Genomic DNA, 14996 nt, shown 5'->3' on the forward strand with positions numbered 1-14996 from the left:
AAATACCATTCGCGCTCTTTTTTATGGGGAGTCGCGCGGTGACCGTCTTACGTTTCAATCCGATCTACCTATCGCTGCTGGGCGCCCTCGCCGCTCAGGCCGTGCAGGCCGATTCCGGCAACGCGCTGGAGATTCCGGCCGCCACCATCACCGGCCAGCAACAACAAAGCAGCTATAAGCCCAGCCGCAGCAAGAGCGCGCTGAAGATCGACGCGCCGCTACGCGACATTCCGCAGACGGTCAACGTCATCCCCCAGAGCGTGATCAAGGATCAGGGCGCCCAGTCGATGGAGGACGTGCTGAAGAACGTGCCCGGCGTCGGCCTGTCCAATGGCGACGGTCAGCGCGATCAGGTCACCATCCGCGGCTTCAGCGCCATCGGCGACCAGTACATCGACGGCGTGCGCGACGACGCCCTGTACTACCGTGACCTGTCCAACATCGAACGGGTGGAAGTGATCAAGGGCCCCGCCGCCGTACTCTACGGCCGCGGCTCCTCCGGTGGCCTGATCAACAGCGTGAGCAAGCGCCCGACCTTCGCCCCGGTGCAGGAGGTGGGCGTCAGCCTCGACAGCGAAGGCAAGAAGCGCACCCAGTTCGACGCCGGCTGGGCCGACCAGGAGCACGGCGACAAGGCCTTTCGCGTCACCGGCGCCCTGGAAGACAGCGACGGCTTCCGCGACGACGCCTTCCTCGGGCGCAAGGCCCTGGCGCCTTCGGCCTACTTCAAGCTATCCGATGACCTGGAGCTCAACCTGGGCGCCAGCTACCTGTACGACAAGCGCCTGATCGACTTCGGCATTCCGTCGCTGAACGGCCGCCCGGTGGCTGTCGACCCCGAAACCCGCTTCGGCTCCGCCGACCCGGATCAGGACTACACCCGCAGCGAGGTGTTCTCCCTCACCGCCGGCCTCGACTACCAGATCAACGACGACTTCAGCCTGTCCAACACCAGCCGCTACTACCACTACGACCTGGACCGCAACAACACCCTGGCCCACACCGACGCCAACCGCTTCGTCACCGCGGCCAACGGCGAGCTGCTGGTCAAGCTCAAGCGCGGCAACGTACAGCGCAAGGAGGATGGCTGGTTCAACCAGACCGAGCTGAAGCAGCAGGCCCAGCTCGCCGGCATGCAGCACAACCTGCTCTACGGCGTGGAACTGGGTCGCCAGGACAAGCACCAGGCCTTCTTCAGCCAGGATGACGTGGCCCGGGTGCCGGTGTTCCGCGACGGCCTGGTCGAGGTGCCCTTCCAGGCTGCGCGCCAGACCAACAAGGGCCGCAACATCCAGGACACCGCCGGCTTCTACGTGCAGGACCTGATCGAGCTGGCACCGCAATGGAAGGCCCTGCTCGGCGTGCGCTACGACGTCTACGACCAGGAGTTCCAGGACGCCCTGAGCGGCAGCGACATCTCGCGCACCGACCGCACCTGGAGCCCGCGCGTCGGCCTGGTCTACCAGCCGGATCAGGTGCAGTCCTACTACGTCTCGGTGAGCCGCTCCTACCAGCCGTCCTCCGAGGTCTTCCCCCTGAGCAACTCGAACAAGGACCTGGAGCCGGAGCAGACCACCAACTACGAGCTGGGCGGCAAATGGGACCTGCTCGACCAGCGCCTGTCGCTGACCGCCTCGGTGTTCCGCCTGGAGCGCACCAATATGAAGACCAGCGACCCGGTCAACCCGGCCAAGCTGATCCTCGCCGGCGAACAGCGCACCGACGGTTTCGAGACCACCCTGACCGGCCAGCTCAGCGACAAGTGGCAGGTCTATGCCGGCTACGCCTACCTGGACGCGGAGATCACCAAGTCCAACAGCAAGACCAATGGCGTGGCCAACGAAGGCCAGACCCCGACCCTGACCCCACGGCACAGCGCCAACCTCTGGCTGGTACGCTCGCTGAACCAACAGTGGCGAGTCGGCATGGGTGCCAACTATGTCGACGAGCGCTACACCGCGCTGGACAACGTCACCGTCATGCCCGGCTACACCACCTTCGATGCCGCGTTGCTGTACAACCAGCCGCAATGGGATGCGGCCTTGCGCCTGCGCAACGCGTTCGACAAGGAGTACTACGCCTCGGCCCACGGCTCGGTGGATCTGATTACCCCCGGCGCGCCACGCAGCCTGGAGCTGAGCGCCAACTACCGCTTCTAAGGGCTAGAGCGGCGCCCCGGCCACTTCGAGCGAGTGGCCGGGGCGCCGTCGTTATCGGCCCGACAAGCATCGGCGCTGGTCACTGACCCGCTCGCTCGGCCCGCAACCCTCTCCCCCTGCGCCTCAGTACGCCCCGCCACCCTTCGCCCCTCCCTGCCATTAGGCTCGCCCTACAGCTCCGCCCAACGGCGCAGCAGGTTGTGGTACACCCCAGTCAGCTGCACGCTGCTGGCATGCCCCGCCCCCAGCTCGCGGTTGAGCTGCTGGATGCTCGAGTCCAGGTCGAACAGCAGGCTGCGCTGGTCGTCGTCACCGACCTGCTCTGCAGCCAGAAGAACGAACAGACGCGCGCCCCGCGACCGTCACGACGCTTACGCCCAACTCCCCCAGCAAGCATCTCACGCGACAACGCCCGCAGATTGGCCGAGCAAGGGGCCACGCCCACTCTTCATCACGGGATCGCCTGGGTTTGCGGCGCAATCACTAGGCGGTTATGCGCGCCAGGAGGATCGAGCCCCGGCCCGCCCGCAGGCATGCACCCGGACAGGGCGATTCGGCAGACAGCAGAAGGCCGCCCATAGGGGCGGCCCTCGCCTGATTACATTTGAGCGCGACGGACCCGCCGTCACGCGCCCACTCAGAACGACAGGTTGGCACCCAGGCCGAAGGCCAGCGGCGAACCCGGCATGATGTTGTTGTTGCCATGCGCCGAGGCGTAATACTCCTCGTCCAGCAGGTTTTCCACGTTCAGTTGCAGGCGCAGCTGCGGACTGACCTTGTAGTAGACCGCCGCGTCGACCCGGGTGAAGCTCGGCAGCACCACCTTATTGTCGTTGGCGGCGAACACGTCGCTCTGGTAGATCACGCCCAGACCGGCGCCCCACTGCGGATCGAAGTCATAGCGGTTCCACAGCGAGAAGGAGTCGCGCGGCACCTGGGCGATCTCGTTGCCCTCGAAGCCCGGAGTCTGCAGCTCGCTGTTCTGGTAGGCATAGCCGCCGGTGACCTGCCAGGCATCGGTCAAGTGGCCAGTGATCTCCAGTTCGACACCTCGCACCCGCTGGCCATCGACCAGGATCGAACGGCTCGGGTCGGCCGGATCGGTGGCCGCCACGTTGGTGCGCTCCAGGTGATAGAACGCGGCAGTCGCGGCCAGCCGCTCGGTGACATCCCACTTGACGCCGATTTCGCGGTTGGTGAACTCCTCCGGGTCGAGTGCGCGGTTGCTGGCATTGAGCGAGGCCAGCTGTTCGCCGGCACGCGGCACATAGGCGATGGAGTAGCTGGTATAGAAGGACAGGTTGTCGAGCGGCTTGTAGATCAGCCCGGCACGTGGCGAGAACAGATCGTCCGAGCTGGACACCTTGGTATGGCCACCGCCCTTGAAGTCGTCCACGTCCACCTTGAAGTTGTCGTAGCGTACCCCGACCAGCAGTTCCCACTGCTCGGTCAGCGCGATCTGGTCCTGCAGGTAGAGTGCGGCGGTCTGGGCGACGCTCTCGTTGTCGGCGTCGCTGGCGCTGTGGCGGAACACCACCGGCCCTTGGTAAATGCTGCTCTGCGGCGTCACGAAGGTATTTTTCTGCGTGCCGGCGACATTGAAGAAGCCGGTTTCGCGGAAGTTTTCCGTTTCCTGGCGGCTCAGCTCCGCGCCGACCAGCAGGGTGTGGTCGAAGCCCAGGGCACTGCCGGCGATCGTCAGATCGGTCTGGTTGATCAGGTTGGTACGGTCGGTCGCGTTGTTGTAGGCGCCGAGCTGAACCTGATTAGTGGTCGCGTTGTAGGCCGCGGACGGGTAGACGTTCTGATAGAACTTCGCGTAATCGGCATAGCGGGTCTGGTTGGTCAGGACCATCCCGTTGCCGAAGTCATGGGTGATACGGCCATTCAGCGCATCCACCTCTGCGGTGGAAAAGCTGTCGTCGGGGCTGCCGAAGTGCGTGGACTCGTTGACCTTCAGCGGTGCGCCACGGCTGCTGCCGGCCTTGGTGAAGGACGGCAGGCCACGGTCGACGGTGCGGTCGTCCTCGAAATGCTCGTAGCCGACCTCGACCAGGGTGGCGTCGCTCAGGGCGAAGCTCGCCGTGGGGTTGATCGCCCAGCGCTCCAGCTCGCCATGGTCGCGAAAGCTGTTGGAGTCCTCGAACAGGGCGGTCAGGCGCAGCGCCAGGCGCTCGTTGACCGCCTGGTTGAAGTCGCCGGTCATGCGCCGGTTCTCCCAGGAGCCATAGGTGAGCCCGAGCTCGCGGCCATCGGTCCAGTTGGCCTGCTTGCTCACCCGGTTGATCAGACCGCCGCTGCCGCCGCGGCCGAAGATCATGCCATTGGGCCCCTTCAACACCTCCACCCGCTCTACGTTGTACAGGTCGCGCAGGTACTGCACGTCATCGCGCATGCCGTCGACGAAGAAGTCCGCGGTCGTGGCATTGCCACGCAGGATGGGCGCATCACGGTGACCTTCGCCCTGAGCCATCTGCACACCCGGCACGTAACGCACCACGTCCGCCATGCCTTGCATGGACTGGTCGCGAATCTGCTCGTCGGTCACGACGCTGATGGACTGCGGCACGTTGCGCAGCGGCGTGTCGGTCTTGGTGGCGGTACGGGTCCGCTCGACACCATAGGCGTTGCGCTTTTGCACCACCTGCATCGGCTCCAACGTCAGGCTGTCCGTCTCGGCCGCCATGACGGGCAGTGCCGAGGCGAATGCCAGGCTGGCGGATGCGATGGCGCAGGCCAATAAACGGGGTTGCGGCAGACTGCAGAAACTCTTGTCACGCATGCTCATGAGAATCACTACCAGGTGTTAAGGAGCGGCGATTCTATTTGATAAGCAATATCATTCAAGAAATATTTTGCAGCCTCAAGGAACTTTTCCCCAGCCGTCGCACAGGCGCCTCTCTTCCTCCCCTAGAAACGCAAAAAACCCGCCAGAGGGCGGGTTTTTCGGTAGCGGGCGGCTTAGAGGTAGAAGGCCTTCAGCGGCGGGAAGCCGTTGAACTCCACCGCACTGTAGCTGGTGGTGTAGGCGCCGGTGGACAGCCAGTAGAGGCGGTCGCCGATGGCCAGGTTCAGCGGCAAGCCGTACTTGTAGTGCTCGTACATGATGTCGGCGCTGTCGCAGGTGGGGCCGGCGATCACCACCTCCTCCATCTCGCCCTGCTTCTCGGTCCAGATGGGGAACTTGATCGCCTCGTCCATGGTTTCGATCAGGCCGCTGAACTTGCCCACGTCGGTGAACACCCAGCGCTCCACCGCGGTACGCGACTTGCGCGACACCAGCACCACCTCGCTGACCAGGATGCCGGCGTTGGAGATCAGCGAGCGGCCCGGCTCGAGGATGATCTCCGGCAGCTCGTCGCCGAAGTCGTCCTTGAGGAAGCGGATGATCTCCTCGGCGTAGGTCTCCAGGCTGTTGGTGCGGGTGATGTAGTTGGCCGGGAAGCCGCCGCCCATGTTGATCATCTTGAGGACGATGCCGTCCTCCTCCTTGAGGCGCTCGAAGATCACCTTGACCTTGGCGATGGCCGCGTCCCAGACGCCGATGTCGCGCTGCTGGCTGCCGACGTGGAAGGACACGCCGTAGGGCTCCAGGCCCAGCTGGCGGGCGAGGATCAGCAGGTCCATGGCCATGTCGGTCTGGCAGCCGAACTTGCGCGACAGCGGCCAGTCGGCCGAGGTCGAACCTTCGGTGAGGATGCGCACGTAGACCTTGGAGCCCGGCGCGGCCTTGGCGATGTTGCGCAGGTCGGCCTCGGAGTCGGTGGCGAACATGCGCACGCCCTTCTCGTAGAAGTAGCGGATGTCGCGGGATTTCTTGATGGTGTTGCCGTAGCTGATGCGCTCGGGACCAACGCCGCAGCCCATGACCTTGTCCAGCTCGTAGATCGAGGCGATGTCGAAGTTCGAGCCCTTGTTCTTCAGCAGCTCGATGATCTCCACCGCCGGATTGGCCTTGACCGCGTAGTAGATCTTGGCGAACTCGAAACCGGCGCGCAGGTCGTCGTAGGCCTGGCTGATGATCTGGGTGTCGATCACCACGAAGGGGGTTTCTTGCTTGTCGGCGAAGGCCTTCATCTTCTGGAAGGTTTCGCGCGGGTAATAGTCTTCGAGCTCAATCGACATGCGGGGACTCCAAATGGCAAAACGGACAAAGGTGGTTAGGGATGCCTCACTAAGTAATAGCAAAGCGCGAACGCCTGATCAGTTTCCCCACTTTGGTTCGCCTACTTCCCAAGGCATGTCGCCGAGTATCGCGCACGATCTCTCGTCGTCAGTACTTGAGCCGGATGGATCGTTGCCAGCATGGACGTTCGGCCGCGAACTGTAGGACCAGGGGAAGCTGAGATCAATAAAAAATGCCGGGTTTTCGACCCTTTTTGTCGCGCCACGCCCCAGCGTGGAGGATTCGCAACGAAGCGCCATGGAATGCTGCACAGCACCGCCATCGACCCCGGTTCGACCGCCGGGGCACTGGGCGCCGCGCGATCCGGTGTTTCCCGGTATAATCGCCGCCTTTTTTGACAGACCGACATTCAGTCGACGGGTTCCCCCACGCATGAGCATCCAGGCCGCCGAAGTCGCCAAGAGGCGCACATTCGCCATCATCTCCCACCCCGACGCCGGTAAGACCACCATCACCGAGAAGCTGCTGCTGATGGGCAAGGCAATCGCCGTGGCCGGCACGGTGAAGTCGCGCAAGTCCGACCGCCACGCCACATCCGACTGGATGGAGATGGAGAAGCAGCGCGGCATCTCCATCACCACCTCGGTGATGCAGTTCCCCTACCGCGAACACATGATCAACCTGCTCGACACCCCCGGCCACGAGGACTTCTCCGAAGACACCTACCGCACCCTGACCGCGGTGGACAGTGCGCTGATGGTGCTCGACGGCGGCAAGGGCGTGGAGCCGCGGACCATCGCCCTGATGGACGTGTGCCGCCTGCGCGACACGCCCATCGTCAGCTTCGTCAACAAGCTCGACCGCGACATCCGCGACCCGATCGAGCTGCTCGACGAGATCGAGGCGGTGCTGAAGATCAAGGCGGCGCCCATCACCTGGCCGATCGGCTGCTACCGCGACTTCAAGGGCGTGTACCACCTCGCCGGCGACTACATCATCGTCTACACCCCGGGCCACGGCCACGAGCGCACCGAGACCAAGATCATCCAGCACCTGGACTCCGACGAAGCCCGCGCCCACCTGGGCGACGAGTACGAGCGCTTCATCGAGCAGCTTGAACTGGTGCAGGGCGCCTGCCACGAATTCGACCAGGAAGAGTTCCTCGCCGGCCAGCTGACCCCGGTGTTCTTCGGCACCGCCCTGGGCAACTTCGGCGTCGACCACGTGCTCGATGCGGTGGTCGACTGGGCGCCCCGGCCCCTGGCCCGCGCCGCCCACGAGCGGGTGGTGGAGCCGGTGGAAGAGAAGTTCTCCGGCTTCGTGTTCAAGATCCAGGCGAACATGGACCCCAAGCACCGGGACAGGATCGCCTTCATGCGCATCTGCTCGGGCAAGTACGAGAAGGGCATGAAGCTGCGCCATGCGCGCCTGGGCAAGGACGTGCGCATCGCCGACGCCCTGACCTTCTTCTCCAGCGAGCGCGAGCAGCTGGAAGAGGCCTACGCCGGCGACATCATCGGCCTGCACAACCACGGCACCATCCAGATCGGCGACACCTTCACCGAGGGCGAGAACCTCGGTTTCACCGGCATCCCGCACTTCGCCCCGGAACTGTTCCGCCGCGTGCGCCTGAAGGACCCGCTCAAATCCAAGCAGCTGCGCCAGGGCCTGCAGGAACTGGCCGAGGAAGGCGCCACCCAGGTGTTCTTCCCCGAGCGCAGCAACGACATCATCCTCGGCGCGGTCGGCGTGCTGCAGTTCGACGTGGTCGCCAGCCGCCTCAAGGAGGAATACAAGGTCGAGTGCGCCTACGAGCCGATCACCGTGTGGTCGGCGCGCTGGATCGAGTGCGCCGACAAGAAGAAGCTCGAGGAATTCTCCAACAAGGCCGCGGAGAACCTGGCCATCGACGGCGGCGGCCACCTCACCTACCTGGCGCCGACCCGGGTCAACCTGAGCCTGATGGAAGAACGCTGGCCGGACGTGAAGTTCCGCGCGACCCGCGAGCATCATTGATGACTTGCCTACCCCTGTAGGAGCGAGCTTGCTCGTGAACGGAGGAACACCCGCTATCGTAGGTTTTTCGTTCGCGAGCAAGCTCGCTCCTACGGCAATCCCCTGACATTCGCCACAATCGATAGAAGGACGCAACGGAATGCGCTTTCATGGACGAGATCTGCGCAAGGGCCAAGCCTCGCTACCGGGCCAGATCTATCTGCTCACCACTGTTACCGCGAGTCGTCGGCCGATCTTTCGGCAATGGCCGTCGGCCTCTCTGATGGCCAGGGAAATTCGGCGGGCCGAGCGCTCCACCGCGATCGCCTCGTTGGCCTGGGTGCTGATGCCCGACCACCTGCACTGGCTGATCCAGTTGCAGCAAGGCTCGCTGCAGCAACTGATGCAACAACTGAAATCGCGCAGTGCGATCAGCCTGAACGAAATCATGGGCGGGACTGGTCCCGTCTGGCAGAAGGGCTACCACGACCGGGCCATCCGTCAGGACGAAGATCTTCGCGCAGTAGCCCGTTACATCGTCGCCAACCCGTTGCGCGCCGGCCTGGTCGAGCACATCGGCGAGTACCCCTACTGGGACGCTTGCTGGCTGTAGCCTGCTTCGCCAGCAAGCTGGCTCCTACAACAGCACACTGCCCCGTAGGAGCGAGCTCGCTCGCGAACCCGGGCGCAACACGGAACGCTGCGCCAGCAGGCTGGCGCCTACAACAACACACAGCCCCGTAGGAGCGAGCTCGCTCGCGAACCCAGGCGCAACACGGAACGCTGCGCCAGCATGCTGGCTCCTACAACAACACACCGCCCCGTAGGAGCGAGCTCGCTCGCGAACCCGGGCGCAGCACGGAACGCTGCGCCAGCAAGCTGGCTCCTACAACAGCACACCGCCCCGTAGGAGCGAGCTCGCTCGCGAACCCGGGCGCAACACGGAACGCTGCGCCAGCATGCTGGCTCCTACAACAACACACCGCCCCGTAGGAGCGAGCTCGCTCGCGAACCCAGGCGCAGCACGGAACGCTGCACCAGCAAGCTGGCTCCTACAGGGCGCCGAGCCTCAGGCCTTCTCCCCCGCCACCAGCAACTCTGCCGTCTCGCCGCGCTTGAGCAGCGCATAGCTCACCCCGGTCAGCAGGCTGCCGGCGGCTATCGCCAGCAGGTACAGCGCCGCCTGGTTGATCGCATTGGGGATCAGCAGGACGAACAGGCCGCCATGGGGCGCCATCAGCTTGCAGCCGAAATACATCGACAGCGCGCCGGTCAGAGCGCCGCCGGCGATGCTCGCCGGAATCACCCGCAACGGGTCCTTGGCGGCGAAGGGAATCGCCCCTTCGGAGATGAAGCACAGCCCCAGCACCCCGGCCGCCTTGCCCGCCTCGCGCTCGCTCTCGGCGAACTTGCGCCGCGCCAGCAGCGAGGCGATGGCCATGCCGAGCGGCGGCACCATGCCGGCGGCCATGGTCGCGGCCATGGGCGCGTAGCTCTGCGAGGCCAGCAGGCCGACCGAAAAGGCGTAGGCGGCCTTGTTGATCGGCCCACCGAGGTCGACGCACATCATGCCGCCCAGCAGCAGGCCGAGGAGGATGGCATTGGTGCTGCCCATGCCGTCGAGGAAGGCGGTCAGGCCCTGGAGCAGGCCGGCCACCGGCTGGCCGACCAGGTAGATCATCACCAGGCCGGTGAACAGGCTGGCCAGCAGCGGGATCAGCAGGATCGGCTTGAGCGCCTCGACGCTGGCCGGCAACTGCAGCCAGCGGTTCAGCGCCCGGGCGGCATAGCCGGCGAGAAAACCGGCGATGATGCCGCCGATGAAGCCGGCGCCGAGGGAGCTGGCCAGCAGGCCGCCGATCATCCCCGGTGCCAGGCCCGGGCGGTCGGCGATGGAATAGGCGATGTAGCCCGCCAGCACCGGCACCATCAGCTTGAACGCGGCATCGCCGCCGATCTGCATCAGCGTCGCGGCCAGGCTGCCCTCCTCCTTGAACGCCTCGATGCCGAAGACGAACGACAGGGCGATCAGCAGGCCGCCGGCCACCACCATCGGCAGCATGTAGGACACCCCGGTCAGCAGGTGCTTGTAGGGTCCAGCTTGGGCCGCCGGCTTGCTCCCCTGGACACGCTCCGTCTGGGCCGGCGCCAGCGGAGCCGCCTCGTCCAGGGCGCGGCGCAGGGTCTGTTGCGGCTGCTTGAGGGCCACCCCGGTGCCGCAGCGCAGCACCCGCTTGCCGGCGAAGCGTGCGGTGTCCACCTCGATATCGGCGGCCAGCAGCACCGCATCGGCGGCGGCGATGTCGTCCTCGCTCAGCACGTTGCGCGCGCCCACCGAGCCGCGGGTCTCCACCTGCAGCTCGTAGCCGAGCTGGGCGGCGGCCTGCTGCAGCGCCTCGGCGGCCATGAAGGTGTGGGCCACGCCGGTCGGGCAGGCGGTCACCGCCACCAGCCGCGGCCGGGCCGCGGCGGCGCCCGCGGCATTCGGCCCGGCGTCGGCGGCCGCCAGCGGAGCGGCCTGCTCGGCGGCGTCGCGCAGGAACGTCTGCGGATCGGCCAGAGCCGCGGCCGGGGTCGACTGCACCAGGCGCTTGCCGACGAAGCGCTGCAGCGGCAGCTCGCCGGTCTTGACCACCACCACCAGGTCGGCGGCGGCGATGTCCTCGGCGCTGAGCGGCGAACCTATGGCCTTGGGGTCATGCACCTCGACGCGGGTGGACCAGCCCAGGCGCTGGGCGGCGGCCTCCAGCAGGCGCGAGCAGAGCACGCTGGTGACCATGCCGTTGGGGCAGGCGGTGACGATCAGCAGATTCATGGGAAAGACCTCTTATTGTTTTTTAACTCAGGGCGACCACGGTCACGCCCGCTTCCAGGCGCGCGAGCTGTTCCCGATCGTGAATACCGAATTCGAGCTGGGTCACCGCCTGGGCGCCGATGGCCGTGGCCAGGCGCAGCGTGCGCTCGGCCGGCCAGCCGCTGAGCAGGCCATGCAGGGTGGCGGCCAGCAGCGAATCGCCGGCGCCCACGGTGCTGACCACCCTGACCGACGGTGGCGTGGCCTGTAGGGCGAAGCCCGGGCCGAGCCAGCAGACCCCGGCGGCGCCACGCGACAACAGCACGTGCTCGACGCCCTGGCGGTGCAGGCGCAGCGCCGCGGCCAGCAGCGCAGCCGAGTCGAGGGTCGGCAGGTCACAGGCCTCGGCCAGCTCCTGTTCATTCGGTTTGATCAGCCAGGGCGACAGCGCCAGCCCGGCGCGCAAGGCCGCGCCGCTGCTGTCGAGCAGCAGCGGCAGACCGAAGGCCTGCAGGCGCCGCAGCAGCGCGGCGAACCACTCGGAGCCGACGCCCTGGGGCAGGCTGCCGGCCACCACGATGGCGTCGTGGCCAGCAACGATGGGTTCGAGCGTGTCGAGCAGTTCGGCCCGCTGCTCAGCGCCGATCTGTGGCCCCGGGCCGTTGAGGTCGGTAATCCGCCCGTCGCCCTCGGCCAGCTTGATGTTGCTGCGGGTTTCCCCCGGCACCCGGACGAAGGCATCGACGAAGCCACGGCGCTCGAACAGGCGCTCGAAGGGCTGGGCATTGGCGGCGCCGAGAAAGCCGCTGACCGTGACCTTGTGACCGAGGTCGGCGAGCACCTGGGCGACGTTGAGCCCCTTGCCCGCGGCCTGGCTGCTCTGCCCCAGGCTGCGGTTGACCGCCCCGGGTCGCAGCGCGTCGAGACGCACGGTGAGGTCCAGCGCCGGATTCAGGGTCAGGGTCAGGATGCGTGCCATCAGTGAACCTCCCCGATCAACGCGCGCACCGCCGCGGCGCTTTCCAGGGCCAAGGCCTGCTGCGCCAGGGCCTGGCTGTGGCGGTAGTCCAGCTCGCGCACCCGCGCCTTGACCAGGCCGATGGCCCGTGGCGAGACGCTCAGCTCATCCACTCCCAGGCCGACCAACACCGGCACGGCGAGCATGTCGCCGGCCAGCTCGCCGCAGACGCCGACCCACTTGCCCTGGGCGTGGGCGGCCTCGACCGTCATGGCGATCAGGCGCAGCACCGCCGGGTGCAGGCCATCGGCCTGGGCCGACAGGGTCGGATGGTCGCGGTCGATGGCCAGGCAGTACTGGGTCAGGTCGTTGGTGCCGATGCTGAAGAAGTCCACCTCGCGCGCCAGCAAGGGCGCCAGCAAAGCCGCCGAAGGCACTTCGACCATGATCCCCAGCTGCAGATCGTCCACCGGAACTTCCTGGCGCAGACGCAGGGTCAGGTCGCGCGCCGCGCGCCACTCCTCGATGGTGCCGACCATGGGAAACATGATCCGCAGCGGTCGGCCCTCGGCCGCCGCCAGCAAGGCGCGCAACTGCGTCTCGAGGATCTCCGGGCGCTGCAGGCTCAGGCGGATGCCGCGCACGCCGAGAAAGGGGTTGCTCTCCGCCGCCATGGGCCAGTAGGGCAAGGGCTTGTCGCCGCCGACATCCAGAGTACGCACCACCAGCGGCCGGCCGTCGAGGGTGTCGAGCACGCGGCGATACGCCCGCTCCTGGACGGCCTGGTCCGGCGCCTCGGGCAGGTCCATGAACACCAGTTCGGTACGCAGCAGGCCGACGCCTTCGGCCCCCAACTCGACCGCCTCGGCGGTATCGCCGCCGGAGCCGATATTCGCCGCCACCTCGACCGCGTGGCCGTCGCCGGTCACGGCCGGGCGCAGGCGCTCGGCATGGGCGCGCTCGCGCCGCTTCAGGCTGGCCTCGCGCTCGCGCCGGGCCTGCTCCAGGGTCTGCCGGTCGGGCGCCACGCGCAGCAGGCCGTGGTCGCCATCGAGCAGCAGCTCGGTGCCCTGGGCCAGGGCCAGCACCGCCTCGCCGGCGCCGACCACCGCGGGAATGCCCAGGGTCCGCGCGATGATCGCGCTGTGGGCGGTGGCGCCGCCGCGGGCGGCGAGGATGCCGGCGACCCGCTGGCGATCGAGGCAGGCGACATCCGAGGGCGCCACCTCCTCCATCACCAGGATGTAGGGTTCATCGGGCTCGCGCGGCGCTTCGACACCGCACAGCTGCCCCAGCACCCGCCGGCCGATGTCGCGCAGGTCGGCGGCGCGCTCGGCCAGCAAGGCATCGTGCAGGGCCTCCTGCTGCTGCGCCGCCGCCTCGACCTCGGTGATCCACGCGGCCTCGGCGCTGAAGCCCTCGGCCAGCCGGGCGTCGACGTCCTCGCGCAGGGCCGGGTCGCGCAGCATGACCTGGTGGGTGGCGAAGATCTCGCGGATATTCGCCTCGCTGGTCGTCTCGATCAGCCGCTGGATATCCGCGCCGACCTGCTCCAGCGCCTGCCCCAGGCGCTGGCGCTCGGTGGCCGCATCCTCGCCGCGCTGCGGATAGTCGAAGGTCGCGGCGATGCGCACCAGCGCCGGCCCTATGGCGATCCCCGGAGCGGCCGCGACCGCCTGGATCCGCGCCCCGGGCAAGGGCGCCCGCGGCGCCGGCGGCTCACTCGGCGCGGCGCCCGTCGGCGCCGCCATGCCGCCAGCCGGCAACGGCTCGACGGTTTCGCCGAGGCCCGCCTGCACGGCCGCCAGCAAGGCCGGCAGGGCATCGTCGGCGATATCCGGCTCGGCGCTGAACTCCAGCTCCTGGCCGCGTCGCGCGCCCAGGCCGAGCAGCTTGCTCAGGCTCTTCACCGAGACGCCGGGGCCGGCCTCACCGACCAGGCGCACCCGTACTTCGCCGGCGAAGGCCTGGGCGATCTCGGTCAGCGCCTTGGCCGGGCGGGCATGCAGGCCATGGGCGTTGGCCAGGGTGACGCGCTGGCTGGGCCAGTGCGCCGGCACCTCGCCGCCCAGCGCCTCGAGCACGCTGTGACTGGAGCAGGCCTCGCTGAAGGTCGCCGCGCGGCCGTCGATCAGCAGGTCGCAGAGGCGCTCGAGCAGCTGCCGCGAGGCTTCGCCGATGCTGGCCAGGCAGAACAACCCTCTCAGCGGCTGCCCCTGCAACTGCAGCGGCCGCTGCGGCGTGACGAAGGCCAGCCCGGGACGCAGCACGGCCTGCTCGCAGTGGATCCACCAGAGCCCGTTGCCCAACGGCAAGGGCGTGCGCTGGGTCAGGCCGGCGATAAAGCCAGGCTCGACACAGGCGCCGCGCTTGAGCAGCTGGGCGCCATGCCAGAGCAGCTCGTCGAAGTCGGCGGCGGCCACGTCCAGGCCGATCAGCTGGCTGTCCAGGGCCAGCTCCTGGGGCGCGCCCTGCAGCAGCGCGACTATCGCCTCGGGCTGCTGCGCCTCGCGCAGCGCCTGGCTGAGATCGCCCTCGCCGAGGGCGCGGGTGAGCAGCTGCAGCAGGCGCAGGTGCTCGTCGGAGCGGGCGGCGATGGCGATGGCCAGGTAGACCCTCTGCCCATCGCCCCAGTCCACGCCATCGGGGAACTGGATCAGGCGCACCCCGGTGCGGTAGACCTGATCGCGGGTTTCCGGGGTGCCATGGGGGATGGCGATGCCCTGGCCCAGGTAGGTCGAACCCTGCGCCTCGCGGGCCTGCATGCCGGCAAGATAGCCGGGCGCCACCAGCCCCTCGCCGACCAGACTGTCGGCCAGCATCGCCAGCGCCGCCGACTTGCTGGCCGCACGGCCCCCCATCTGGATCTGCTTAGCATTCAATTCGAGCATAGGACTCTCCCCTGGCGACTGCGGCCGGCTGATGCAGGCGGCTCGCGACACCCTCGAGGATAGCCGGCCAAGT

At 67.3% G+C, this 14996-nt stretch carries 8 protein-coding genes and 1 pseudogene; 3 read left to right on the top strand and 6 right to left on the bottom strand.

What is annotated here, in order from left to right; genetic code table 11:
* The first annotated feature begins 38 nt into the window (after window positions 1–38).
* Window positions 39–2159 (top strand): TonB-dependent receptor, encoded by a 2121-nt coding sequence (locus tag SBP02_RS16565; protein WP_318643407.1) that lies wholly within the window; start codon window positions 39–41, stop codon window positions 2157–2159.
* A gap of 170 nt (window positions 2160–2329) precedes the next feature.
* Here SBP02_RS16565 and SBP02_RS16570 read toward each other — a convergent pair.
* The 3 genes and pseudogenes from SBP02_RS16570 to SBP02_RS16580 all read right to left on the bottom strand — a co-directional run.
* Window positions 2330–2517: pseudogene (locus tag SBP02_RS16570) on the bottom strand (PKHD-type hydroxylase); the annotation flags it as partial.
* 279 nt (window positions 2518–2796) lie between these two features.
* Entirely contained in the window at window positions 2797–4947 is a 2151-nt protein-coding gene (locus SBP02_RS16575) for a TonB-dependent receptor (RefSeq protein WP_318643408.1), read from the bottom strand.
* 173 nt (window positions 4948–5120) lie between these two features.
* Window positions 5121–6284 (bottom strand): type III PLP-dependent enzyme, encoded by a 1164-nt coding sequence (locus SBP02_RS16580; RefSeq protein ID WP_318643410.1) that lies wholly within the window; start codon window positions 6282–6284, stop codon window positions 5121–5123.
* Window positions 6285–6717: 433 nt separating this feature from the next.
* On the opposite strand from SBP02_RS16580, the gene SBP02_RS16585 reads away from it, so the two are divergent.
* A complete protein-coding gene (locus SBP02_RS16585; protein WP_318643413.1) occupies window positions 6718–8301 on the top strand; it encodes a peptide chain release factor 3 in 1584 nt (527 codons plus the stop codon).
* A 139-nt stretch (window positions 8302–8440) separates the two neighbouring features.
* The gene (locus SBP02_RS16590) at window positions 8441–8893 is read left to right on the top strand and encodes an REP-associated tyrosine transposase (RefSeq protein ID WP_318643415.1); all 453 of its coding nucleotides are present in this window, start codon (window positions 8441–8443) and stop codon (window positions 8891–8893) included.
* 456 nt (window positions 8894–9349) lie between these two features.
* Here the strand turns inward: SBP02_RS16590 and SBP02_RS16595 are convergent, their stop codons facing one another.
* Genes SBP02_RS16595 through ptsP form a run of 3 tightly spaced genes read right to left on the bottom strand, consistent with a single transcriptional unit; the run spans window position 9350 to window position 14923 of the window.
* Window positions 9350–11095, bottom strand: a complete 1746-nt coding sequence (locus SBP02_RS16595) for a PTS fructose-like transporter subunit IIB (RefSeq protein WP_318643417.1) — start codon at window positions 11093–11095, stop codon at window positions 9350–9352.
* 22 nt (window positions 11096–11117) lie between these two features.
* Window positions 11118–12053: a 1-phosphofructokinase gene (pfkB, locus tag SBP02_RS16600; RefSeq protein ID WP_318643419.1), complete on the bottom strand. Its 936-nt coding sequence runs from the start codon at window positions 12051–12053 to the stop codon at window positions 11118–11120.
* On the bottom strand, window positions 12053–14923 hold the full coding sequence (gene ptsP / locus SBP02_RS16605; protein ID WP_318643421.1) for a phosphoenolpyruvate--protein phosphotransferase: 2871 nt from the start codon (window positions 14921–14923) through the stop codon (window positions 12053–12055). The genes pfkB and ptsP overlap by 1 nt, the downstream gene beginning before the upstream one ends.
* Window positions 14924–14996: the final 73 nt, after the last annotated feature.

The sequence above is a fragment of the Pseudomonas benzenivorans genome, assembly GCF_033547155.1.
GTDB classification, from domain to species: domain Bacteria; phylum Pseudomonadota; class Gammaproteobacteria; order Pseudomonadales; family Pseudomonadaceae; genus Aquipseudomonas; species Aquipseudomonas benzenivorans_B.